Source organism: Janibacter sp. RAF52 (assembly GCF_052114035.1).
GTDB classification, from domain to species: Bacteria; Actinomycetota; Actinomycetes; order Actinomycetales; family Dermatophilaceae; genus Janibacter; species Janibacter hoylei.
The window spans coordinates 241785-265532 of the sequence record NZ_JBFRDY010000001.1; the positions used below are offsets into that span (position 1 = coordinate 241785).

Sequence of the window (23748 nt, forward strand, 5' to 3'; positions counted from 1 at the left end):
TTTGGTGATGGAGGGGGGCATGTGGGTATGCTTCCGCAGTCCCCTTCACGGGGAACCCACTCGGGGCTGTAGCGCAGTTGGTAGCGCACCTCCATGGCATGGAGGGGGTCAGGGGTTCGAATCCCCTCAGCTCCACCAGTGGTACACGAAGGCCCGGACCGGTAGGTCCGGGCCTTCGTCGCACCGTCTAGCGTGTGCGCATGCCGCAGGAGAGCAGCCGCCCGGTCGCGGCCGGAGTCGTCACGGCCCTCGTCGGCTTCACCAGCGCCTTCGTCGTCGTCCTGCAGGGCCTGACCGCCGTCGGCGCCACCCCCGCCCAGGCCTCCAGCGGGCTGCTGGCCGTCACGATCCTCATGGGGCTGGGCTCGATCGTGCTGTCCGTGACGACCCGCCGGCCGATCACCGTCGCCTGGTCCACGCCGGGCGCCGCGCTGCTCGCCTCGAGCGGTGCCGTCGACGGCGGGTGGCCGGCCGCCGTGGGTGCCTTCGTCGTCACCGGCGCGCTCGTCGTCGCCACCGGGCTCGTCCCCGCCCTCGGCGCGCTCATCACCCGGATCCCGGCCTCTGTGGCGCAGGCGATGCTCGCCGGCATCGTGCTGCAGCTGTGCCTCGGTCCGGTGACCGGCATGGCCGCCAACCCGTGGGCGGTCACGGCATCAACCTCGCGGCGATCAGTGCTGCTCTCGCGGCCGGTCCGGAGGCCGGGGAGGACACCTCGCGTCGCTGGATCGCCAGCGTGACCTCTGGCGTGCTCCTCGTCCCGATCGGCATCGCCTCCGCGGCCTTCGCCACCCTTGTCTCCCTGGCCCCGAGGGTGTCGTCCCGGCCGTCGCCGGGCTGGCTCTCGTGGGGACGCTCGCGGTCTCGCTCAGGGCAGCCCTCGCCGAGCCCGCGGACCACGTCCCGGCTGTTACCACCTTCGTCATGGCCGCCTCGGGGATTGCCATCGCCGGCATCAGCGCCGCCTTCTGGGCCATCGTCGCCGGCCTGGTCGTCAGGGGTGTCTTGCGCTCGCACCGCGCGCGTACATGATGAGGGGGTGAGCACCGTCCACACGATCGGTCACTCGACCCGCCCCATCGACGAGTTCATCGCGCGGCTGCGCGGGCTCGGCATCACGCGTGTCGTGGACATCCGCACCGTGCCCAAGTCGCGGCACAACCCGCAGTACTGGCACGACGCGCTCGAGGCGTCCCTGGCGCAGGCGGGTCTCGGCTACACGTACGTCAAGGAGCTGGGCGGACTGCGCAAGCGCCGACCGGACTCGGTCAACACGCAGTGGCGCAACGCATCCTTCCAGGGCTACGCCGACCACATGGGCACCGAGGAGTTCGAGCGGGGTCTGACCCGGCTGCTGGAGATCGCCGAGGAGGAGTCGCCGGTCATCATGTGTGCCGAGGCAGTGCCGTGGCGCTGCCACCGCTCGCTCGTCGGTGACGCGCTGCTCGTGCGGGGCGTCACCGTCCTGGACATCATCGGGGACGGCGCGCCCAAGGAGCACACGCTGACCTCCTTCGCCGTCGTCGACGGCACCCGTCTGACCTACCCGGGCACCGCCGACGAAGGAGTGAGCCTCGACGAGGAGTGAGGCTCAGCGGGCCTGCGAGTGGTACTCGTGGTTGGGGACCATGCCCAGAGCGCTCGAGACGCGGTTGGTCATGTTGAACATCCCGATCACCTGGACCGCCTCCAGGATCTCGCGGTCGTCCAGACCGGCCTCGCGCATCGGCTCCAGGTCGGCGGCCTCGGGGACACGGAGGAAGGAGATCGCACGCTGTTGTTGACCCATGACGGCAACGTACCGGCTCCGTGAGGGTGCACGATGGGAGGGCACACCCCCCGTCGAAGGAGTCGTCATGGAATCGCTGTCGTTGACCGAGCTGGCGCAGGAGCACCTGGGCAAGGCGCGAGAGGGGTCCGCGGGGCGCAGCGCCGTGACGGTCCACGGGCACCATGACTTCGTGCTGCGCCAGACGCTCATCGCCCTGCTGCAGGACAAGGCCCTCGCCGAGCACGACAGTCCGCGGGAGGCGACGCTGCAGGTCTTGCAGGGTCGGGTGCGGCTGACCGCCGGGGAGGAGGCCTGGGAGGGCGGCGCGGGCGAGCTGCTCATCATCCCGCCAGCCCGTCACGACCTGCTGGCACTGGAGGACGCCGTCGTGCTGCTGAGCGTCGGCACCGGGGCGTGACTCCTGCTCGCACGCTCGTCGCCCTCGGCGCGCTGGGTGTCGTCCTCGGTGGACTCGTCGCGGCCGTCACCGGGCCGATGGACTGGGCGAAGGGGAGCTGGGCTGCGGCCTATCTCGTACTCGTCGTCGGTGTGGCCCAGTACGTCATGGGTCGGTTGCGAGCGGTCGACGCCACGAGTGACCGGGTCGGTTGGGTGCAGGTGGCCGGGTGGAACCTCGGCAGCCTCCTGGTCATCGGCGGCACCCTCGTCACGACTCCGCTGCTCGTCGACCTCGGGTCGGTGCTGCTCGTCGTCGCCCTGGTCCTCGCACTGCGAGCACGAGTCGCACGAGTGCCGGCAGCGGCCGCGCTGGCCTACCGCGCGATGCTGCTGGTGCTCGCTGTGAGTATCCCCGTCGGCATCGTGCTGTCCCACCTGCGCAGCTGAGCGACGCGCGGCAGACCGTCAGCGGATCCCGAAGAGCCGAGCAGCATTGTCGTGCAACACCTTGCGCTTCCAGTCCTCGCCCAGGCCAAGCCGGCGGACCGCGTCCACCGCGTGCTCGTAAGGGTAGGGGATGTTGGGGAAGTCGCTGCCGAAGAGCACCCGGTCGCCGAGCGCGACGAGGTCGTCCATGCGCTCGCGGGGGAAGGGTGACGTGGCCTGGGTGAAGTCCGTGAAGGCCATCGTCGTGTCGAGGTGCACATCGGGGTGCTCGGCGCAGATGTCGAGGAAGTCGCCGTAGTCGGGCATGCCCATGTGGGCGATGACGAGCACGAGACCCGGGTGGCGCTGCAGCAGGTCCCGGACGGACTCCGGCCCCGTGAAGCGGCCGGGTGCCGGGCCGTTGCCCGCGTGCATGACGATCGGGGTGCGGCTGCGCTCCAGCACCGGCCACACGTCGTCCAGGAGCGGGTCGGCCAGCGAATAGTCACCGACCTGCACGTGCGCCTTGAAGATCCGCGCACCCGCCTCGATCGCGGCCGCCGTGTAGTCCGCGGCACCGGGCTCGGGGTAGAAGGTCGCGGAGTGCAGGACGTCGTCGTGCTTGGCCGCGAACTCGCTCGACCAGTCGTTGAGCCACTGCGCCATCGCGGGGCGGTGGGCGTAGTTCAGCGAGGTGAAGGCGCGCACACCCAGCGCCCGCAGGGCAGCCAGGCGGCCCCCTTCGTCCTCGCGGTAGGTGATCGGCCACGCCCGCCCGATGAGGGGCCCGGCCGAGTCGAAGTAGGCCCACACCTTGTCCAGCACCCGCTGGGGCATGAAGTGGGTGTGGATGTCGATGATCTCCGGGAGATCGGGCGCGCTCATGGCCACACCCTAGGCACTAGGTTGCGGGCATGGAGCTGAGGGGACGACGCGGGTGGTGGGCCCTGGGGGGCGTCGTGGCGCTCGCCGTTGTCGCGGTCGGGGCACCCAACGTCTGGGTCGCGCGCAGCGCGTCGGGGCAGGTCCACGGGCTCGCCGACGCACCCGACCGCTCGGTGGCGATAGTCCTCGGTGCCGGGCTGACCGATGAGGGCCGGCCCACCCCCTTCCTCGAGGGTCGGCTGGACATCGCTCGTCGGTTGTACGAGCAGGGCAGCGTCGACGCGATCCTCGTCAGCGGCGACAACCGGACGCACTCCTACGACGAGCCGACCGCCATGCGCGACCACCTCGTCGAGGCGGGTGTCCCGACCGACCGGGTCGTCATGGACTTCGCCGGGCGCGACACCTACGACACCTGCGTGCGGGCCAAGCGGATCTTCGAGGTCCCCGACGCGATCATCGTCTCGCAGAGCTACCACGTGCCCCGCGCGGTCGCGGTCTGCAACGCCATCGGCCTGGACACGGTCGGGGTGGGGGACGACAGCGCGCGCCGCTTCGCCGGCCCCTACCGCGCGGGCGAGCAGCGCGAGTACCTCGCCAACGTCAAGGCGGCGCTCGACGTGCTCAGCCGTCGCGACCCCGTCCTCGGGGACGTGGAGCCCGGCATCACCGATGCGCTGGCGCAGGCCCGGACGGACGACAAGTAGTCTGAAGCCCGATCGTCAACCCCGGGAGAAGCACCACAGATGAGCGAGACGCCCTACCGCTACACCGCGGAGATGGCCGGCCGGATCGAGACCGGCTGGCAGGACCGCTGGGAGGAGCTCGGCACCTTCCGCGCCCCCAACCCCGCCGGTCCGTGGGCCGAGCCGGAGCGGGTGCAGCAGCACGAGGGCCACCAGCTGATCCTCGACATGTTCCCCTACCCCTCGGGGGCGGGACTGCACGTCGGTCACCCCCTGGGCTACATCGCCACCGACGTCTACGCGCGCTACCAGCGGATGCTCGGCAAGAACGTGCTGCACTGCCTCGGCTACGACGCCTTCGGCCTGCCCGCCGAGCAGTTCGCCGTCCAGACCGGTCAGCACCCGCGGGTGACCACCGAGGCCAACATGGACACGATGCGCCGCCAGCTGCGTCGCCTCGGCCTGGGGCACGACGACCGGCGCGCCTTCGCGACGATCGACCCGGACTACTACCGCTGGACGCAGTGGATCTTCCTGCAGATCTTCAACGCCTGGTACGACGAGGACGCCGTGCGGCCCGACGGGGGCCGTGGCCGGGCCCGGCCCATCGCGGAGCTCGTCGAGTCCTTCGCCTCCGGTGAGCGACCCCTGCCGGAGGGGGAGACCCGCGCCTGGGCCGACCTGTCGCCCAAGGAGCGGTCCGACGTCCTCGACGGCTACCGCCTGGCCTACTCGGCGGAGGCCCCGGTCAACTGGGCTCCGGGCCTGGGCTCGGTCGTGGCCAACGAGGAGGTCACCTCCGACGGCCGGTCCGAGCGGGGCAACTTCCCCGTCTTCCGCACCAACCTGCGCCAGTGGATGATGCGGATCACCGCCTACGCCGACCGCCTCGCCGACGACCTCGACCGGGTCGAGTGGCCGGACAAGGTCAAGGCGATGCAGCGCAACTGGATCGGCCGCAGCGAGGGCGCCCAGGTGACCTTCACCGCGACCGGCACCGACGGCGCCGAGCACCCCATCGAGGTCTTCACGACCCGCCCGGACACCCTCTTCGGCGCGACCTTCATGGTGCTCGCCCCGGAGCACCCCCTCGTCGAGACGATCGTGCCGGAGGGCGGCTGGCCCGAGGGCACGCTGGACGCGTGGACGGGTGGGGCGGACACCCCCTTCGCCGCGGTGTCGGCCTACCGCGAGGAGGCCCGGCGCAAGAGCGACGTCGAGCGGCAGATCGAGACCAAGGACAAGACGGGCGTCTTCACCGGCGGGTGGGCGACCAACCCGGTGAGCGGTGCCCGCATCCCCGTCTTCGTCGCCGACTACGTCCTCATGGGGTACGGCACCGGCGCGATCATGGCCGTGCCGTCGGGTGACCAGCGCGACTTCGACTACGCGACCGCCTTCGGTCTCGACATCATCCCGACCGTGGCCGCCCCCGAGGGGCACGAGGGTGCCTGGAGCGGCGACGGCGAGATCATCAACTCCGTGAGCGACTCCATCTCGCTCGATGGTCTGACCGTCGCCGAGGGCAAGGCCGCGATCACCACCTGGCTCGAGGAGCACGGAGTCGGTCGCGGCACCGTCAACTACAAGCTGCGCGACTGGCTCTTCTCCCGTCAGCGCTACTGGGGCGAGCCCTTCCCGATCGTCTTCGACGACGACGGCGTCGCGCACGCCGTCCCCGAGTCGATGCTGCCCGTCGAGCTGCCCGAGGTCGACGACTACAGCCCGCGGACCTTCGACCCGGACGACGCGAGCAGCCAGCCCGAGCCGCCCCTGGGTCGGGCCACGGAGTGGGTGGAGGTCGAGCTCGACCTCGGCGACGGCCCGCGTCGCTACCGCCGTGAGACCAACACGATGCCCAACTGGGCCGGCTCCTGCTGGTACTACCTGCGCTACCTCGACCCGGCCAACGACGAGGCGCTCGTCGACCCGGCCAACGAGGCCTACTGGGTCGGGCCGCGCGAGACGCCGGTGCCCGGCGCGCCGGCCGGCACCCGCGACCCGGGTGGCGTCGACCTGTACATCGGCGGGGTCGAGCACGCGGTGCTGCACCTGCTCTACGCCCGCTTCTGGCACAAAATCCTCTTCGATCTCGGTCACGTGAGCAGCGAGGAGCCCTTCCGCCGGTACTTCTCGCAGGGCTACATCCAGGCGCACGCCTACCGCGACGACCGCGGGCAGCCGGTGCCGGCGGCCGAGGTCGTCGAGGACGCGAGCGCGCCGACGGGATTCACCTGGCAGGGCCAGCCGGTCACCCAGGAGTACGGCAAGATCGGCAAGTCGCTGAAAAACGCGGTGAGTCCGGACGAGATGTACGAGCAGTATGGTGCCGACACCTTCCGCGTCTACGAGATGTCGCTCGGCCCGCTCGAGCAGTCGAAGCCGTGGGAGACCCGGGCCGTCGTCGGCAGCCAGCGCTTCCTGCAGCGGCTGTGGCGCAATGTCGTCGACGAGGAGACCGGCGAGGTCCGCGTCACCGACGGTGCGCTCGACGCGCAGACCGAGCGACTGCTCCACCAGACGATCGCGGCGGTCGGCGCCGACTACGCGTCGCTGGGCTTCAACACCGCCATCGCGCGGTTGATTGAGCTCAACAATGCGCTGACCAAGCTGGGGGAGGTGCCGCGTGCCGCCGTCGAGCCGCTCGTGCTCATGGTGGCGCCCATCGCGCCGCACCTCGCCGAGGAGCTGTGGTCGCGGCTGGGTCACGAGCACTCGCTGAGCGCCGAGCCCTTCCCCGTCGCCGACGAGAGCAAGATGGTCGAGGCGAGCGTCACCTGCGTCATCCAGATCAAGGGCAAGGTCCGCGACCGCGTCGAGGTGCCGAGCGACATCGGTGAGGACGAGCTGCGCGAGCTGGCCCTGGGCCGAGACAAGATCAAGGCGGCGACCGAGGGCGGCATCCGCACGGTCATCGTCCGGGCGCCCAAGCTCGTCAACGTCGTCCCGGCCTGAGGGTTCGCGCAGGTGAGCGACGCTACCCTCGGCGGGTGAGCACCGCCGTCGTCACCGACTCGACCACCTCGCTGAGCCCGCAGCTGCGCAGCGAGCACGGGATCACCGCCGTGCCCCTGCGCGTGGTCGTCAACGGCCGCGACCGCGCCGAGGACGATGCCGACATCGACTGGGTCGTCGACGGGCTGCGGCGCAAGGCCGACATCAGCACCTCACGTCCCTCGCCCCTCACCTTCCTGCGGGCCTACGAGCAAGCGGCGAAGGGGGGAGCTGACGCGATCGTCTCGGTGCACCTGAGCTCCTCCCTGTCGGGGACCGTCGACTCGGCCAGCTCGGCGGCGCTGGAGTCCCCGGTGCCGGTCCACGTCGTCGACTCGCGCACCATCGGCATGGCGGTGGGGCTGGCCGCGATCTCGGCGAGCCGCGATGCGGCCGCTGGCCGTGACGTGGCGGAGATCGTCGAGCGGCTGGAGCGACGGGTCGGCGCCTCGTCGGTGCGCCTGCTCGTGCACAGCCTCGACCGGCTGCGTCGTGGTGGCCGGATCGGGGGCGCCCAGGCGCTGCTCGGGTCGGCGCTGGCGGTCAAGCCGGTGCTCCACGTCGTCGACGGGCAGGTCGAGCCCCTCGAGCGGGTGCGCACCGCCGGCCGTGCGATCGCCCGGCTGCAGGCGCTGACCGAGGAGGCCTGTCGCGACCTGCCGGACTGGGCCGACGGGGTCGAGGTCGCGGTCCAGCACATCGACGGCGACGAGCGGGCCGCCGCACTGGGGAGTGCGCTGGCAGCCACCGTCGACGGTCACGTCGAGACGACGACGCTCAGCGCCGTCGTGGCCGCCCACGTGGGTCTGGGGACCATCGGCGTCGCCGTCGTGCCCCGCTGCCGCGACTGAGCCGACTGAGCAGAGCGGGGCGGGCCCGCTGGTGCACAGGTCCGGGCTGGGTCGGGCGCTCGTCCACACCGTCGCACTGACCCGGGTCGGCACGGCCCGACCTGCCTAGCGTCGCAGGCATGAGTCGTGCCAGTGAACCCTCCGCCCGGGTGGCCGAGATCCTCGAGGAGGACCGGCCACGTCGACCGCTCGAGCTGCCACCAACCCTCGCGACGGGGCGCTACGTCGTGGGGCGTCAGGCGGTGCTCGGGGTGGCCCTCGTCGTCGCGCTCGCCGTGGCGATGCTCGGCGGTCGATATCTGCTGGCGCGGGGCGACGCACAGCCGCAGGCCGTGGCTCCGCAGCCGGCGGCGACGTCGGGGACCGGGGACGTCGGAGCGGAGGGCGAGACGTCGGGGGCCTCGGCCGGCGGCTCTCCCTTCGCCTCGGGTGGCGCCACCTCCCCAGGTGCCGTGTCAGGGGTGGGGAGCCCGTCGAGCGCGGAGGTCACCGTGCACGTCGTCGGGCAGGTGGAGCGACCGGGTGTGGTGACGCTGCCGGCGGGCTCGCGTGTGGGCGCAGCGCTCGACGAGGCCGGTGGCACCACCTCGCGCGCCGACCTCACGGGGGTCAACCTCGCGCGACCACTCGTCGACGGCGAGCAGGTCGTCGTGCCCCGCCCGGGGGAGACCGTGACGGCGGCCCCGGGAGCACCCGACGCGTCGGGGGCTCCAGCGGCCGCACCCGGGGCAGGTGGTGGTGCAGCCCCGGGCACGGGCGGCCTCGTTGACCTCAACACCGCCGACCTGGCGACGCTCGAGACCCTGCCGGGCGTGGGACCGGTGCTCGCCCAGCGGATCCTCGACTGGCGCACCGAGCACGGACGCTTCACGGCGGTCGAGGAGCTCGGTGAGGTGAGCGGCATCGGCGACAAGATCTACGCGCAGCTCTCTCCCAAGGTCACGGTGTGAGTGGGGCGGCAGGGCAGCCCGAGACCGCGCAGCGGCCCCCGCCGGCTCTCGACCTGCGTCTGCTCGTGCCCTGCCTGAGTGCCTGGGCGCTCGGAGCCTGGGCGCTCTCGTGGCCGTGCTCGACCCGGGTCGTGGGGGCGGGTCTGGCCGCCGGGCTCGTCGGCCTGCTGTGGCTCGGGGGAGTGCGCTACCGGGGGCGGCACGCGGCACCCTCCTGGCGCCGGGACGGGCCGGCCGTGCTCGGACTGACCTGTGTCGCCAGCGTGCTCGTGCTCGGTGCCTCCGCGGCGCACGAGGCCACCCGCCACGTCGGCCCGATCGACGACCTCGTCGCGGAGAGGGCGATGGTCCGGGCCCAGGGGGTCGTGCTCACCGAGCCGATCGTGCGGGCCGGGCGGCCCTCCGGTGACGAAGGGAGCGCCGCCGCGCCCCGCGTGCTGCTGCGGGTGCGGCTGGAGTCGGTCACCGCGCGAGGAGTGACGACCCGGGTCCGCGCACCGGTCTTCGTCAGGGCGCAGCAGCCGTGGGACGAGGTCGGGTGGCACGATCGCATCGAGCTCACCGGGCGGTTGGCGCCGGCGGAGCCGCAGGACCCCGAGGTGGCCCTGCTCAGCCCGCGTGGGCCGCCGCAGCCGGTGGGGGAACGCTCGCCGGTGCGGGCCGCGGCGGAGCACCTGAGGGCGGGGATGCGCGAGGCGATGGAGCCGCTACCCGCCGACGCCCGGGGCCTGCTGCCGGCTCTCGTCATCGGGGACACCTCCATGACCCCGCAGGACCTCACCGACGACATGCTGCTCGTCGGCATGAGCCACCTCTCCGCGGTGAGCGGGTCCAACGTGGCCGTCGTCCTCGCCGCTCTCATCGGCGCCGCCCGGGTGAGTGGGCTGCCGCGACGGTGGCGGCCCTGGCTCGCGGGGGCGGGCCTGGCCTTCTTCGTCGTCCTCGCCCGACCCGAGCCGAGCGTCATCCGCGCCGCGACGATGGGGGCGATCGGCCTCCTCGGCATGAGCACCACTCGGCGCGGAGCCGGCACACCTGCCCTGTGCACCGCCGTCCTGGCGCTCCTCGCCTACGACCCCTGGCTGGCGCGCTCCTACGGCTTCGTGCTCTCGTCGCTCGCCACGCTCGGGCTGCTGCTGCTGGTGCGGCCGTGGTCGGATGCGATCAACGCGCGTCTGCCCAGACGCCTGCACCTGATCGGCCCCGCCGTCGCCATCCCGGTCGCCGCGCAGCTCGTGTGCGGGCCGGTCGTCGTCCTCCTGCAGGGCGATGTCAGCCTCATCGCCGTCGTCGCCAACCTGGCGGCGGCTCCCTTCGTCGCCCCGGCCACGGTCCTCGGGGTCAGCGCCGCCCTCGTCGCCGTCGTGAGCACCTCCCTGGCGAGCCTCGTCGGGTGGTGCGGCGCGCCCTTCGCCCTGGCGATCGCGTGGACGGCCCGGTTGGCCGCCGACGTGCCCGGGGGAGCGCTGCCGTGGCCCGACGGGCCACCGGGCGCGGTGCTGCTCACCGTCGTCACCGCCGTGCTCGTGCTGAGTGCGCCCTGGCTGGTGCAGCGGGCCCGGGGGAGTCCGCTCGTCGCGATCGCCCTCGCCGTCGTGCTCGCGATCGGTGCCCTGCCGACGCGGGTGTGGACGTGGCCGCCCGACGGGTGGCAGCTCGTCGCCTGCGACGTCGGGCAGGGTGACGGCCTCGTCCTCGCCTCCGGGCCCGGACGGGCCGTCCTCGTCGACGTCGGGCCGCAGGACGGTGGCATCGACGGGTGCCTGCGACGCCTGCAGGTGCGCACGCTGGACGCCGTGGTGCTCACGCACTTCCACGACGACCACGTCGGGGACCTCGAGGCCGCGATCGGTGACCGGCCGGTCGGGCGGGTGCTCGTCACCCCCGTCGAGGACCCCGCGTGGGCTGTGCGGCAGGTGCGACGGATCGCGGCCGAGCACGGTGCGCCCGTCCAGCCGCTCGTCGCCGGCGACCGTCTCGTCATCGGTGACGTCACCGCGTCGGTGTGGTGGCCGGCCCGGGCCGTGCCCGGGGGCTCGGCGGCCAACAACGCGAGCATCGTGCTGCACGTGCGCGTCGGTGGGACCGACGGGCCGGGTGACACCGACGGGGCAGGCGACACCGAAGGGTCGGGTGGCCTGAGCGCTCTCCTCCTCGGTGACATCGAGCGCGAGGCGGGCCATGCGATCCTCCTCGCGCTGCGACGCGACCCGGCGATGGCCGCGGCGGCCGACGACCTCGACGTCGTCAAGATGCCGCACCACGGGTCGAGCAACCTCGACGAGGACCTCATGGACGCCGTCGTCGCGCCGACCGCTGTCATCAGCGTCGGCGCGGACAACACCTACGGGCACCCGACCCCCACCGCGCTGCAGTGGGCTGCGCGCCACGGCACCCGCGTCGCGCGCACCGACGAGCACGGCGACATCGCGGTCCTCGACGCCGGGGATGTCGTGACGAGCCGTCGATGACGGCGGGCGCGCGCGCCCCGTCCGCGGGATGGCCCTCGGTCAGCTGACGACGGAGACGTCGACCGCCTGGGCCGAGACCGTGAGGGCCTCGAGCGTCGCGGCGACGGCCGGCACCTTGAGCAGGTCGTCGGTCGTCACGACGTGGATGCGGCGGCGGCTCTGCGGGTCGAGCGGGCGGATGCTCACGTCGGGGTTGGACGTTGCTGCCCGGATGAGGTCGGGGATGAGGGCCACCCCGAGACCGGCGGCGACGAAGCCCTGGACCGCGACGTAGTCCTCGGTCTCGAAGGCGACCTTGGGGGCGAAGCCGGCATCGTGGGCGATCGTCAGCAGGTGGCCGCGGCAGCGGGCGCACCCGGCGATCCACTCCTCGTCCGTCAGGTCGGTCATCGAGACCGTCTCCTTGGCGGCGAGCGGGTGGTCGCGGGGGAGCGCGACGCGCACCTCCTCGTCGAGGAGCGGATGGACGACGAAGCCCTCGAGGTCCTCCCCGCGACCGAGGTCGCTGCCGTCGTAGCTGAAGGCCACCGCGAGATCGACCTCGCCGGCACGCAGGGCGGCAAGCGACTCGGGCGGCTCGGCCTCGGTGAACTGCACGGACAGGTCCGGGTGCGCCGCTCGCACGGCGGCGAGGGCCCGGGGGACGAGGGTCACGGACGAGGACGGGAAGGCCATGAGGCGCACCCGTCCGGAGCGCAGACCGGCGATCGCGGCGACCTCTTCCTCGGCGGCGTCGAGCGCGGCGAGCACCGGCGCGGCGTGGCGGGCGAGGACGGCGCCGGCCTCGGTGAGCCGCACGGAGCGGCCGACCTTTTCGACGAGGACGGTCCCGGTGCGTTGCTCCAGACGCTTGACCATCTGGGAGACGGCGGGCTGGGAGTACCCGAGCGCGAGCGCGGCAGCGGTGAAGCTGCCCTCCTCGGCGATGGCCCGCATCACGCGCAGCCCTGCGGCGTCGATCATGAGGCCCATCGTAGGTCGGCCCGGAGCGGCCGCCCATACTGGTCGGGTGATCGACGCCATCGCGGCGGCTCTGTCCGTCGGCCCCGCCCTCGTGCTGACGGGCGCGGGCATGTCGACGGACTCGGGGATACCCGACTACCGGGGACCGGACGGCACCCGACGAGTGACCCCGATGCACTACGGGGAGTTCGTCGGCAGCAGCCAAGCGCGCCAGCGGTACTGGGCGCGCAGCTACGTCGGGTGGCGCCGATTTCACGCCGCGCGGCCCAACGCGGCGCACCACCTCGTCACGCGGTTGCAGGATCTCGGTGCGGTGGGCCCGGTCATCACGCAAAACGTCGACGGTCTCCACCAGGCAGCCGGGACGCGAGACGTGGTCGAGCTGCACGGCAGCCTCGTCGACGTCGTCTGCCTCACGTGCGAGGCGCACGAGGACCGGCGCACGCTCGATGCGCGGATGGCCCGGGACAACCCCGGCTTCGACGTCGACAGCGACGAGATCAGGCCCGATGGTGACGTGCGCCTGGAGAGCGTCGACGTCGAACGCTTCGTCGCACCGCGCTGCCTTGTGTGCGGCGAGGACACGCTGAAGCCGGACGTCGTCTTCTTCGGTGGGTCCGTGGCCAAGCCGCTGGTCCAGCACTGCTACGACCTCGTCGACGCGGCGCCGAGCCTGCTCGTGCTCGGCAGCTCGCTCCAGGTGATGTCGGGGCTGCGCTTCGTGCGTCACGCGGCGAAGCGGGGGATCCCCGTCTCGCTCATCACCCGGGGCCCCACCCGCGGCGACGACCTCGTCGACCACCGGGTCGATGGCGAGCTCGCGCCGTCGCTCCGGCACCTGGTCGGCGCCGTCGAGGACCTCGCGGTCAGAGGCGGCGCAGCACGGCGGTGACCTTGCCGAGGATCGTCGCGTGGTTGCCGTCGATCGGGTCGAAGGCCGGGTTGTGGGGGAGCAGCCAGACGTTGCCGTCGGTCCGCTTGAAGGTCTTGACGGTCGCCTCGTTGTCGAGCATGGCCGCGACGATGTCGCCGTTGTCGGCATTGGGCTGCTGGCGCACGACGACCCAGTCGCCGTCGCAGATGGCCGCGTCGATCATCGAGTCGCCGACGACCTTGAGCAGGAAGAGCGAGCCTTCGCCGACGATCTGCTTGGGCAGCGGGAAGACGTCGTCGACGACCTCCTCCGCGGTGATCGGCACACCGGCCGCGATCTGACCGAGCACGGGCACGTAGCTCGCCTCGGGGCGCTCGTCGCCGGAGCCGGTCGGGTCGACGACCTCGTCGTGGGTGCTCGCGCCACCGCGCATGCCCTCGGTGAGGTCGGTGACCTCGGCCGCGACCGCGGGGGTGGAGTCGTCGGGGGAGATGACCTCGATGGCGCGGGGCCGGTTGGGGTCGCGACGCAGGTAGCCCTTGCGCTCGAGGGAGGAGAGCTGGTGGGCCACCGAGCTCGGGCTCGTCAGGCCGACGAGCTCGCCGATCTCGCGCAGGCTCGGCGGGTAGCCCCGGCTGGCGACGGCATTGCGGATCACCTCGAGCACCTTGCGCTGCCGGGCGGTCAGCCCGTCCCCGGTGTCCCGCTCGGGCAACTGGTGGATGTTGTCCTCGCCCTTGCCGCTCATGGTCTCGACCCCTTCGTCCGTGTCCGGTCCCGAGCTCGCGGCCTTCCGTTGTCGGTGGTCGCTGGTCAACTTCTCGGTGAGACCGACCCTAGGCCGATCGAACACGCATTTCAAACACGTGTTCGAGCGTGTTGTTGATTTTCTTCGAACACCCGTGCTAGACATCGTACAGACGTTCTATCGAACACCGGTTCGACGGAGCCGCCACGAGGAGGACCGCATGACTGCTCTCACCGCCACCCCGATCCGCATCGACGCGCCGGCACGCACGCGCCACCTCATCTCCGTGCCGACCGGTGACGCCGTCGTCGAGCGCCCGGCCTCGCGCACCCGCCTGACCCGTCGCGGCCGCCTGGTGATCACCCTGACGACGGTCGCCGTGGCGAGCGTCGCAGGCGCGAGCCTCGCCTTCGGTGGCACGCCGGCGGCGACGCAGGAGGTCACCGTCGAGCCGGGGCAGACGCTCAGCGAGATCGCCACGACCGAGCTCGCCGGTCTCCCCACCGCGGAGGCGGTGACCCGCATCCAGGTCGCCAACAACCTCTCGACCTCGCACGTCCACGCCGGGCAGACCCTGACGATCCCGGGGCACTGACCCCCTTCGTCACCACCATCCCCCCGAGCCACTCGACCCGGCCCGGGTAGGCCATCGGCCGTCTCCACGCACCGTGGGGGCGGCCGATGTGCCGTTCACGGACTGTTTTTCCGGGGGACTTGCGTCACGTCCGCCAGAGGCGTCTAATGGTCACTACATCTAGTGGTTACACGGTTGTCATTCGTCCACATCTAGTGCACAGGCTGAGACCGTTTCTCCACAGGCGAGCGGGGTTCGTCCCCAGTTTCGTCCACCGCGCCATCCACAAGCAGCACCACATCGCACGTCCAGCGAAGGGAGATCACCGTGCACTGCCCGTTCTGCCGGCACACCGACTCCCGGGTCATCGACAGCCGGACGACCGATGACGGCAGCGCCATCCGGCGTCGTCGCCAGTGCCCGGAGTGCAGCCGCCGCTTCACGACCCTCGAGAGCGCGAGCCTCACGGTGACGAAGCGGTCCGGTGCCGCCGAGCCCTTCAGCCGGGCCAAGGTGCTCGCCGGCGTCCGCAAGGCCTGCCAAGGTCGACCGGTCAGCGAGGACCAGCTCGCCCTCCTGGCCCAGCGGGTCGAGGAGAGCATCCGCTCCCAGGGCAGCGCGGAGATCGACGCCCACGAGGTGGGCATGGCGATCCTGCCGCCGCTGCGTGATCTCGACGAGGTGGCGTACCTGCGCTTCGCCTCCGTCTACCAGTCCTTCGACTCGCTCGAGGACTTCGAGTCGGCGATCGCCACGCTCCGCGAGGAGCACGCCGCCGTCACCACCCCCTAGACCCCCGGGGCCGGCACGCCGTTGGGCTGTCGGTACCCGGTGACACCTTTGAAGAACGACCGCAGCACAGCTGAAGCAGACCGCCACCACACGGACCGAGGAGAGAGCAGCATGACCGAGACCGCCGGCAAGTCCAGCGCACGTCGCGGGTCCCGCACCAAGGGCCTGACGATCACCCGCATCCACACCACGGAGGGTGTCCACCCCTACGACGAGGTCGTGTGGGAGAAGCGCGACGTCGTCCAGCAGAACTGGAAGACCGGCGAGACGATCTTCGAGCAGCGCGGCGTCGAGTTCCCCGACTTCTGGTCGGTCAACGCCTCCACGATCGTCACGACGAAGTACTTCCGTGGTGCGGTCGGCTCGCCGCAGCGCGAGTCGGGTCTCAAGCAGCTCATCGACCGGGTCGTCCTCACCTACGTCAAGGCGGGCAAGGAGCACGGCTACTTCGCGACGGACGCGGACGCCGAGATCTTCGAGCACGAGCTGACCTACGCGCTGCTGCACCAGATCTTCAGCTTCAACTCGCCCGTGTGGTTCAACGTCGGCACGCAGAGCCCGCAGCAGGTCAGCGCCTGCTTCATCCTCTCGGTCGACGACTCGATGGACTCGATCCTCAACTGGTACAAGGAGGAGGGCTTCATCTTCAAGGGCGGCTCCGGCGCCGGTCTGAACCTCTCCCGCATCCGCTCCTCCAAGGAGCTGCTCTCCTCCGGTGGCACCGCCTCCGGCCCGGTCTCCTTCATGCGCGGTGCGGACGCCTCCGCGGGCACCATCAAGTCCGGTGGCGCGACGCGGCGCGCGGCGAAGATGGTCGTCCTGGACGTGGACCACCCGGACATCGAGGAGTTCGTCGAGACCAAGGCGCGCGAGGAGGACAAGATCCGCGCGCTGCGTGACGCCGGCTTCGACATGGACCTCGGTGGCGCCGACATCACCTCGGTGCAGTACCAGAACGCCAACAACTCCGTGCGCGTCACGGATGAGTTCATGCGCGCGGTCGACGAGGGCACCGACTTCGGCCTGACCTCCCGCAAGGATGGCTCGGTCATCGAGACCGTCGACGCCCGTGAGCTCATGGGCAAGATCGCCAAGGCCGCGTGGGAGTGCGCCGACCCGGGCATCCAGTACGACGGCACGATCAACGACTGGCACACCAACCCGGAAACCGGCCGCATCACCGCCTCCAACCCGTGCAGCGAGTACATGTCCCTGGACAACTCCTCCTGCAACCTGGCCTCGCTCAACCTGCTGAAGTTCCTGGGGGACGACGACACCTTCGACGCCGCCCGCTTCCAGGCGGTCGCCGAGCTGGTCATCACCGCGATGGACATCTCGATCTGCTTCGCGGACTTCCCGACGGAGTCGATCGGCCAGACCACCCGCGACTACCGCCAGCTGGGCATCGGCTACGCCAACCTCGGCGCGCTGCTCATGGCGACCGGTCACGGCTACGACTCCGACGGCGGCCGGGCGCTCGCCGCGGCGATCACCTCGCTGCTCACGGGTGCGTCCTACAAGCGCTCGGCGGAGCTGGCCGGCATCGTCGGCTCGTACAACGGCTACGCCCGCAACGCGGACGCCCACAAGCGCGTCATGCGCAAGCACCAGGCGGCCAACGACCAGATCCGCACGATGCACACGATGGACAAGGACATCCACGCCTACGCCACCAAGGCGTGGGACGCGGTCGTCAAGACCGGTGAGAAGAACGGCTACCGCAACGCCCAGGCGTCGGTGCTCGCCCCCACCGGGACCATCGGCTTCATGATGGACTGCGACACCACCGGCATCGAGCCGGACTTCTCGCTCGTGAAGTTCAAGAAGCTCGTCGGTGGCGGCTCGATGCAGATCGTCAACCTGACGATCCCGCGCGCGCTGAAGAAGCTCGGCTACGCCGAGGAGACCATCGAGGCGATCGTCGAGTACATCGCCGACAAGGGTCACGTCATCGACGCCCCGGGCCTGAAGCCGGAGCACTACGAGATCTTCGACACCGCCATGGGCGCGCGGGCCATCGCCCCGATGGGCCACGTGCGGATGATGGCTGCGGTGCAGCCCTTCCTCTCCGGTGCGATCTCCAAGACGGTCAACCTGCCCGAGAGCGCCACGGTCGAGGAGATCGAGGACGTCTACATGCAGGGCTGGAAGCTCGGCCTCAAGGCGCTCGCGGTCTACCGCGACAACTGCAAGGTCGGCCAGCCGCTGTCCGACGGTGGGTCCACCGCCAAGGACGCCAAGGCTGGTGCCGAGGCCGCTGCTGCCGAGACGGAGAAGGTCGTCGAGTACCGCCCGCTGCGTCGCCGCCTCCCCAAGCGCCGCACCTCGCAGACGACGAGCTTCGCCGTCGGTGGGGCCGAGGGTTACCTGACCGCCGGCACCTACGAGGACGGCGAGCTCGGCGAGATCTTCCTGAAGTTCGGCAAGCAGGGCTCGACCTTGGCCGGTCTGATGGACGCCTTCTCCATCGCGATCTCGATCGCCCTGCAGCACGGTGTGCCGCTGGAGACCTACGTCGAGAAGTTCACCAACCTGCGCTTCGAGCCGGCCGGCATGACGGACGACCCGGACGTGCGGATGGCGCAGTCGATCATGGACTACGTCTTCCGTCGCTTGGCGCTGGACTACCTGGACTTCGACACCCGGTCGTTCATGGGCATCCACACTGCCGAGGAGCGCGCGCGTCAGCTCGAGACCGGCTCGTACGAGGCCTCCACCTCGGACGACGACGAGAGCTACGACGACGACAGCTACTCGCAAGGCGTGCCCACCGCCGAGGCGAAGGAGGCCAAGGCTTCGCCGGCCAAGGACGAGGAGGCCGACGTCACCGTCCAGTCCGGTGCCGGCGCCGCCTCGGCCCGCGAGGTCGACGCCACGGTCCACTCCTCGGCCGAGCTGCTCGAGAAGTTCCAGGGCAAGACCGCCGACGCCCCGATGTGCATGACCTGCGGCACCAAGATGCGTCCCGCCGGCTCCTGCTACGTCTGCGAGGGCTGCGGCTCGACCAGCGGCTGCAGCTGATCTGCAGTAGTTGACGAAGGGGGCCAACCGGTGATCCGGTTGGCCCCCTTCGGCGTGCGCGGGAGTAGGTACGTGGACGGGCGCTACGTGCCGGTTACTACGGGGTGGAAATAGTCGTACAGGGAAGAGGGGATGTCTTGCCGGAACGTGAGCTTCATCCGCACCACAGGTAGGGCGGCACCGTCCTTGCCGGGCATGGTGGTTTGTTCTGCATCGCTGGCGGTGGCCTGGCCCAGGTAGTAGAAGTCAGTGCCTTCGGCATCGTCCTTCTTGACGAAGACGTGGAGGTCGACTTCGTTCGCGACGATGGTTGCAACCTCGGCGCTCTGCAGTGTGCGACGGCTCCGCGTAAACCACACCATCGTGCGTTGGTCCACCAACGCGTCTTCATACGCCGTGCTCGACGAGACTTCTTCGGACTTGTGCAGAGTGACAAAGATGGGGCATGCCGACGTAGGGCCGTCGACGCGGTATCCGTAGATGGTGGGCGTCCACTTCCGGGGCCAGGTGAGCAGCCGTGCCGTTTCCTTGCGACCGTACTGACGGCCGACGGTGAAGGTACGGTCCTGGCGGTAGCGCTCCGTGACGATATGGAGGGCCGTCTTCACCAGGTCGTCTACCGCATGCCGGAACTCGTGATCGCTCTCATACCCGTGGAGGACTGCGTCGGTCAGGCGCACGTGGCCATCCTCTTCATGGGCCAGCGGCACCTTGTACCTGTTCAGGTCAGCTTCGGCATGTTGCGCCAGCGTCAGGGTGTCGACGGCGCTCTGGGCGATTCGAGGAGTCGTGGTGAAGCCCTGCTCGGCCAGGTAGTGCTGGATTTCGTCGATGGTGGCCGACGGGTGCCCTAGGAGGAACCGCACGAGTGCTGCCTCGTGTGGCCGCTTGGCCGTGAGCACCTCGGCCGAGAGCAGGGTGAGGGCCCGCAACTGCACCGGGGTGAGTGACCACTGCACCTTGAGCGCCCTGGATAGGAGCGTTGGGAAGTTGTCCGAGGCAGTGCCGAGGACGACGGGATCGACGGACTCAAACCGGACGAAATCCCACAGGTCGGGTGTGCGTCCCACGCGATTTCGCATGTCGTGCAGGGCCATCTTCAGGTGACGCATGCTGTCAAGCTTGACGGCGGATACCGCGCTCAGGACGCGGGTATGTGCGATGCGGTCGAACTGAATGCTGGAGAGTCCAGCGATTGCTCCACGCTCTTCGGCAGCGATGAGATTGCGGCGGAGCGACTCCTTGTTCAAAGAGTCGTCGCCGAACAGTGCGATCGGGATCATGTAATTGTTGGTGTAGTTGCCGATGAAGTCGATGACGACGAGGTACTCCTTGCCGTCTGCCCTTCGGAGACCGCGGCCGAGTTGTTGGACGAAGACGATGGCCGACTGGGTCTGCCGGAGCATGATGATCTGGTTGACGGATGGGATGTCGACGCCCTCGTTGAAGACATCCACCGTGATGATGTAGTCGATCTGCCCGGCTTCCAGCTGGCGAACGGCCGCTTCCCTGTGATGCACGGAGTCGCTCCCCGTCAGAGCGACGGTGCGCAGAGGGCGCCCGCGTAGCGAACTTCGGTTCAGTTCCTCTGACAGGCGAGCGGCTTCGTCGAGACGGCTAGCGAAAATCAGGCCCCGCGGCGGGACTCCGGCCTGGCCGTACATGGCCATGGCCTTGAGCAGGTGGTCAACGCGTGCCTCGGATGCCAGCAGGCGCAGGTCGGTCACGTCCGAAACCGTGGACCCATCGTCGAAGGTCACGTCCGTGACACCGTAGTAGTGGAAGGGGCTGAGCATCTCGGCTTCAAGAGCGTCGTTGAGCCGGATCTCGTAGGGCACGTTGTAGTCGAACAGCTCAAAGACGTTGAAGCCGTCCATCCGCTCGGGTGTAGCGGTCATCCCGAGCAGGAACGCAGGCTCGAAGTGGTTCATCACTCGACGGTGGCTCGCGGCAGCGGCTCGGTGTGCTTCGTCGATGACGATGTAGTCGAACTCTTCGGGCGGAAACTCATTCAGGACGTGGGGCTGCGACAGCGTCTGCACGGTCGCAAACAGGTATCGAGCGGAGGTTTGGCGGCGGGAGCCCGAGAGCTTCCCAAAGTCGGTGGGAGCCCCGCCAAGAACCCTGCGGTACTCCTGGATGGTGCGGTCGACGATCTGCTCCCGATGAACGACGAAGAGCGTCCGACGAGGCTCGGCGGCCTTGACGGCCAGGGCGGACAGGATCGTCTTCCCGGTGCCGGTCGCTGAGATGATCACGGCCCGACTCTCACCGGCGCGCCGCAGCGCTTCGATCTCGCGCAGGGCTTCTCGCTGCATCCGGTTGGGCAGCAGCAGAGGCGGGTTCACGGGTACATCCCGCAGGGGCGGCTGACCTGCTGGCGCACTGTCGGGGCCTGGCGCCGGAGCGAGCGCCGCAGGGGCGGTCGCCTCGAACGTCGTGGCGTCCGACGGATCGGAGCCTGGGTCGGGGCTGGTCGCGGGGGAAGGGCCGGTGATGACGCGGTTCAGCGGTCGCGGCGCGGGTGCCTGATACGTCTCCGCGTATCCCGCAAGCCATTCGGCGGTGATGGGCTCTGACTCGAGAACTTGCTCTCGCACAAGGTCACGCAGCTGTCTGGCCAGATCGCCGGACGCCGACGTCGTCACGAGGAGGTTCCACTCGTGGTTGCGGACCAGGGCGCTCGCCGTCAGGTTGGCGCTTCCCACCATCGCCGACACGGAGTGCTCGTGATCGAAGATGTACCCCTTCGGGTGAAAGGCCGCGGCCGAGTGGATGCGTACGTCGAAGCCCTTCTCCTGGAGGATCAGGAGCTCGGCAAAGGCCTGTGGCGAGTTGAAGGCGAGGTAGTCAGAGGTGACGATCCGTCCCTTCCCGCGAAACTCCAGCAGGTCTGTCTTGAGCATGGCGATGGCGCTCGGGGCGACGAATGCCACGGAGAAGGTGAAGGAGCGGCACCGCCGGATCTCCTCCTTGAGCACCCTCAGGACGGAGGCCTCGTGAGTGTTGATCACCACGCGTGGATGGTGTTGGCGAGGTCCAGAGACGTCATCGCTCAGGTAGCCGAACTGGACATCGCGAGCGAGTGAGTCCTCCCAGCGGAAGTCTGAGCTCGTCATGCGAACGCGGCTTCAACCAGCTCAACGGCTGGAATGTCGGCGGGTGCCCAGTCCAGTAAGCGCAGGCCGCTGGGTTCAAGCCATCGAACGGCGGAGTGTTCAGTAAGTACAGGCGATCCAGCGGCGAGATCGCACCAGAAGGTACTCAGGTTGATCACGGCGAAGTCGTAGCTGTGACGAGTCGTCGTGATGTGGTCCCCGACTTTGACGTCGCACTGGAGCTCTTCGACGATTTCGCGTTCGAGTGCTGCACGTGGTGTTTCACCAGATTCGATCTTGCCTCCGGGGAACTCCCACAGGCCACCGAGCTGCCCCTGCGGACCGCGTTGCGCACACAGGATCTTGCCGTCGTCGACGATGACGGCTCCCACGACGTCGATGGTCTTCTTCAACGCGTCCCCTCCAGATCGACAGCGATGCTGGCGTGAGCTTACGGCCCCAGGGGTGACATCGGAGGTCCAGCTGGAGCGGAAATGACCGCCGCCAACCCCACCGTTGTCACACCCCACTGCCACCATGAACACATGTTCGAAGACGAGCTGGCCAGGGTGGAGGAGTCCTTTCGGGGACTGGGGCAGATCCGCGAGCGCGCGGCGGCGCAGGCGGGCAGGGCCGACGAGCAGACGCTGACGCGGATGCTCCAGGCGACCGAGCGCCTCAGACGGGCAGCCGATGCGCTCGAGCTGACTTTGCTGGGCCATGCGTCCCGGTTCGGTGAAGAGGTCGGCGAGGACCACGTCTACCGTCCGGTCCACCTGCCGGAGGGCGAGGTCGCCGAGTTCGCCGTCGACGCGCTCGGCCTCGCCCTCGGGGCAGGTGCGGGGGAGGCGGGGCGACGGTGCGACCTGTCGGCTCGCGCCATCACCGACCTGCGGCGCCTCGCCGACCTGGTGGCGGCTGGGCGCATGCGGGAGCGGTCCCTCGAGGTCGTCGCCAAGGAGACCCGCGAGGCGGGTCCCGACGCGGTGGCAGCGGTCGTGGACCACCTGCTCGACCCCCTTCGTGGTCGGCCTGGTAGTACCCGCGCCACGGACCTCGACGAGCGGGAGCTGCGCAAGGCGACTCGCCGCATCCTCCAGCGGGTCGAGCCGGAGCTCCTCGCCGACCGGGCCCGGCGCAACCGGCGCAATGCGCTGTACGTCGCCTTCAGTGAAGGCCCCATCGGTTGCACCGACCTGCACGCCACCCTCCCTGCCGAGACCGCACTCGCGCTCAAGGAGGCGATCGACGCGGTCGCCAAGCAGCTGCGCCGGGCCGACCCCACCCTCACCGCCGGTGCGTCCCGGGCCCAGGGCCTGGCCGATCTCGCCCTTCGCGGCGTCGAGGTCACCGCGCACGTCCGCCTCGGGCTGCCGATCATCACCTCGGCCGCGTCGCGGCTCTCGTTCGCCCCCTACGCAGGGGGCGAAGGTCGACCGGCTGCCGGCGACGCCGCCCACGCCCTCCACGGACCGACCGCCGTCGAAGGGCGCTTCGTCACCGGCGAAGGACCTGACGCCGTGGACGTCGTACCGGAGGAGTGGGCCGGCGACGCGATCACCGCGCAGGTGGCCGCCGGCCCCGGGCCGGACGGCCAGCGGACGTGGGTCAGCGGCTGCGACATCCCGGGGGTCGGCTTCATCCCCGCCGACGTCGTCGCCGCGCTCACCACGCACCTCGACACCACCGTCTCCCGGGCGCTCGTCGACGCCCGCACCGGCGTCCTCGTCGAGACCTCCGACCCCCGCTACGTCGTGCCACGCGCGATGCGTGACTTCGTCACCACCCGCGACGGCACCTGTCGCATGTGGGGCTGCACCCGCCGCGTCGCCCGCGGCGCCGAGCAGGCGGCCGACCTCGACCACGCCCTCCCCTACCCGCAGGGGGCCACCAGCCCCGCCAACCTTTCCGGGCTCTGCCGGCACCACCACCGGGTCAAGCACTCACCGCGCTGGACCCACACCCTCCACGAGGACGGCCGGGCCGAGTGGACGAGCCCGGCGGGGGTGCCCGCCAGCACCTTCCCCGCCCACTGGGTGCATTCCCTCGACGAAGGGGAGGTGCAAGTCAGCGCGTGGGCGGCCGGTGAGCCGACGCTCGGCCCTGATGACGGGGGTCAGCTCGTCGTTGCACCGGCTTCGCCCCCCGTGGAGGGGGCGACGGGGGGAGGGGAGGAGCTGGTGGCGCCAGCGGTGGAGTGCGGCCCGGTGCCCTTCTGAGAGAGACGAGATCGGTTACGAGCCCG

General features: G+C 70.3%; 19 protein-coding genes, 1 tRNA gene and 1 pseudogene. 15 read left to right on the forward strand and 6 right to left on the reverse strand.

Translation table 11 applies throughout. The features are described from left to right. Positions 1-62 precede the first annotated feature (62 nt). From AB4Y78_RS01145 to AB4Y78_RS01155, 3 genes and pseudogenes are all read left to right on the forward strand, one after another. Positions 63-138, forward strand: a tRNA-Ala gene (locus tag AB4Y78_RS01145). Between the two features lie 62 nt (positions 139-200). Continuing rightward, positions 201-1032, forward strand: a pseudogene (locus tag AB4Y78_RS01150) (benzoate/H(+) symporter BenE family transporter). Positions 1033-1039: 7 nt separating this feature from the next. Then, positions 1040-1588 carry a DUF488 domain-containing protein gene (locus AB4Y78_RS01155; RefSeq protein WP_007925414.1) on the forward strand — a complete coding sequence of 183 codons (549 nt, stop codon included), beginning with the start codon at positions 1040-1042 and terminating at the stop codon, positions 1586-1588. A gap of 3 nt (positions 1589-1591) precedes the next feature. Here AB4Y78_RS01155 and AB4Y78_RS01160 read toward each other — a convergent pair whose 3' ends face one another. Beyond that, positions 1592-1789 (reverse strand): hypothetical protein, encoded by a 198-nt coding sequence (locus AB4Y78_RS01160; RefSeq protein WP_441713780.1) that lies wholly within the window; start codon positions 1787-1789, stop codon positions 1592-1594. Positions 1790-1856: 67 nt separating this feature from the next. Between AB4Y78_RS01160 and AB4Y78_RS01165 the strand changes: the two genes are divergently transcribed. After that, positions 1857-2189 carry a cupin domain-containing protein gene (locus AB4Y78_RS01165; RefSeq protein ID WP_441713779.1) on the forward strand — a complete coding sequence of 111 codons (333 nt, stop codon included), beginning with the start codon at positions 1857-1859 and terminating at the stop codon, positions 2187-2189. Continuing rightward, entirely contained in the window at positions 2186-2617 is a 432-nt protein-coding gene (locus tag AB4Y78_RS01170) for a hypothetical protein (protein WP_007925411.1), read from the forward strand. The genes AB4Y78_RS01165 and AB4Y78_RS01170 overlap by 4 nt, the downstream gene beginning before the upstream one ends. Positions 2618-2635: 18 nt before the next feature. Here AB4Y78_RS01170 and AB4Y78_RS01175 read toward each other — a convergent pair whose 3' ends face one another. Beyond that, positions 2636-3481 carry an amidohydrolase family protein gene (locus AB4Y78_RS01175; RefSeq protein ID WP_441713778.1) on the reverse strand — a complete coding sequence of 282 codons (846 nt, stop codon included), beginning with the start codon at positions 3479-3481 and terminating at the stop codon, positions 2636-2638. 29 nt (positions 3482-3510) lie between these two features. Between AB4Y78_RS01175 and AB4Y78_RS01180 the strand changes: the two genes are divergently transcribed. The 5 genes from AB4Y78_RS01180 (at position 3511) to AB4Y78_RS01200 (ending at position 11433) form a co-directional block, all read left to right on the forward strand. Beyond that, positions 3511-4188, forward strand: a complete 678-nt coding sequence (locus AB4Y78_RS01180; protein ID WP_282069959.1) for a SanA/YdcF family protein — start codon at positions 3511-3513, stop codon at positions 4186-4188. A gap of 39 nt (positions 4189-4227) precedes the next feature. Continuing rightward, complete coding sequence (leuS, locus tag AB4Y78_RS01185) at positions 4228-7122, forward strand: leucine--tRNA ligase (RefSeq protein ID WP_441713777.1); 2895 nt, start codon at positions 4228-4230, stop codon at positions 7120-7122. Between the two features lie 35 nt (positions 7123-7157). Beyond that, the gene (locus tag AB4Y78_RS01190; RefSeq protein ID WP_441713776.1) at positions 7158-8012 is read left to right on the forward strand and encodes a DegV family protein; all 855 of its coding nucleotides are present in this window, start codon (positions 7158-7160) and stop codon (positions 8010-8012) included. Positions 8013-8131: 119 nt separating this feature from the next. Then, the gene (locus AB4Y78_RS01195) at positions 8132-8962 is read left to right on the forward strand and encodes a helix-hairpin-helix domain-containing protein (protein ID WP_441713775.1); all 831 of its coding nucleotides are present in this window, start codon (positions 8132-8134) and stop codon (positions 8960-8962) included. After that, the gene (locus AB4Y78_RS01200; RefSeq protein WP_441713774.1) at positions 8959-11433 is read left to right on the forward strand and encodes a ComEC/Rec2 family competence protein; all 2475 of its coding nucleotides are present in this window, start codon (positions 8959-8961) and stop codon (positions 11431-11433) included. The genes AB4Y78_RS01195 and AB4Y78_RS01200 overlap by 4 nt, the downstream gene beginning before the upstream one ends. Positions 11434-11472: 39 nt before the next feature. Here the strand turns inward: AB4Y78_RS01200 and AB4Y78_RS01205 are convergent, their stop codons facing one another. Next, the gene (locus tag AB4Y78_RS01205; protein WP_282069968.1) at positions 11473-12396 is read right to left on the reverse strand and encodes a LysR family transcriptional regulator; all 924 of its coding nucleotides are present in this window, start codon (positions 12394-12396) and stop codon (positions 11473-11475) included. A 46-nt stretch (positions 12397-12442) separates the two neighbouring features. Between AB4Y78_RS01205 and AB4Y78_RS01210 the strand changes: the two genes are divergently transcribed. Further along, positions 12443-13288, forward strand: coding sequence for an NAD-dependent protein deacetylase (locus tag AB4Y78_RS01210; RefSeq protein ID WP_441713773.1), 846 nt, complete (start codon positions 12443-12445; stop codon positions 13286-13288). Here AB4Y78_RS01210 and lexA read toward each other — a convergent pair. Beyond that, positions 13263-14018 carry a transcriptional repressor LexA gene (gene lexA, locus AB4Y78_RS01215; RefSeq protein ID WP_282069970.1) on the reverse strand — a complete coding sequence of 252 codons (756 nt, stop codon included), beginning with the start codon at positions 14016-14018 and terminating at the stop codon, positions 13263-13265. The two genes, AB4Y78_RS01210 and lexA, sit on opposite strands and share 26 nt — an antisense overlap. A gap of 220 nt (positions 14019-14238) precedes the next feature. Here lexA and AB4Y78_RS01220 point away from each other — a divergent pair, with 220 nt between their 5' ends. The 3 genes from AB4Y78_RS01220 (at position 14239) to AB4Y78_RS01230 (ending at position 18405) form a co-directional block, all read left to right on the forward strand. Then, the gene (locus tag AB4Y78_RS01220; protein WP_441713772.1) at positions 14239-14613 is read left to right on the forward strand and encodes a LysM peptidoglycan-binding domain-containing protein; all 375 of its coding nucleotides are present in this window, start codon (positions 14239-14241) and stop codon (positions 14611-14613) included. 306 nt (positions 14614-14919) lie between these two features. Then, positions 14920-15384, forward strand: a complete 465-nt coding sequence (nrdR, locus tag AB4Y78_RS01225) for a transcriptional regulator NrdR (RefSeq protein WP_282069974.1) — start codon at positions 14920-14922, stop codon at positions 15382-15384. A 111-nt stretch (positions 15385-15495) separates the two neighbouring features. After that, positions 15496-18405, forward strand: coding sequence for a vitamin B12-dependent ribonucleotide reductase (locus AB4Y78_RS01230; protein WP_441713771.1), 2910 nt, complete (start codon positions 15496-15498; stop codon positions 18403-18405). 83 nt (positions 18406-18488) lie between these two features. Here the strand turns inward: AB4Y78_RS01230 and AB4Y78_RS01235 are convergent, their stop codons facing one another. Together AB4Y78_RS01235 and AB4Y78_RS01240 are read right to left on the reverse strand one after the other, a co-directional pair. After that, positions 18489-21422 (reverse strand): DEAD/DEAH box helicase, encoded by a 2934-nt coding sequence (locus AB4Y78_RS01235; RefSeq protein WP_441713770.1) that lies wholly within the window; start codon positions 21420-21422, stop codon positions 18489-18491. A 98-nt stretch (positions 21423-21520) separates the two neighbouring features. Then, complete coding sequence (locus AB4Y78_RS01240; RefSeq protein ID WP_441713769.1) at positions 21521-21916, reverse strand: (deoxy)nucleoside triphosphate pyrophosphohydrolase; 396 nt, start codon at positions 21914-21916, stop codon at positions 21521-21523. Between the two features lie 132 nt (positions 21917-22048). Between AB4Y78_RS01240 and AB4Y78_RS01245 the strand changes: the two genes are divergently transcribed. Further along, a complete protein-coding gene (locus AB4Y78_RS01245; RefSeq protein WP_441713768.1) occupies positions 22049-23722 on the forward strand; it encodes an HNH endonuclease signature motif containing protein in 1674 nt (557 codons plus the stop codon). Positions 23723-23748: the final 26 nt, after the last annotated feature.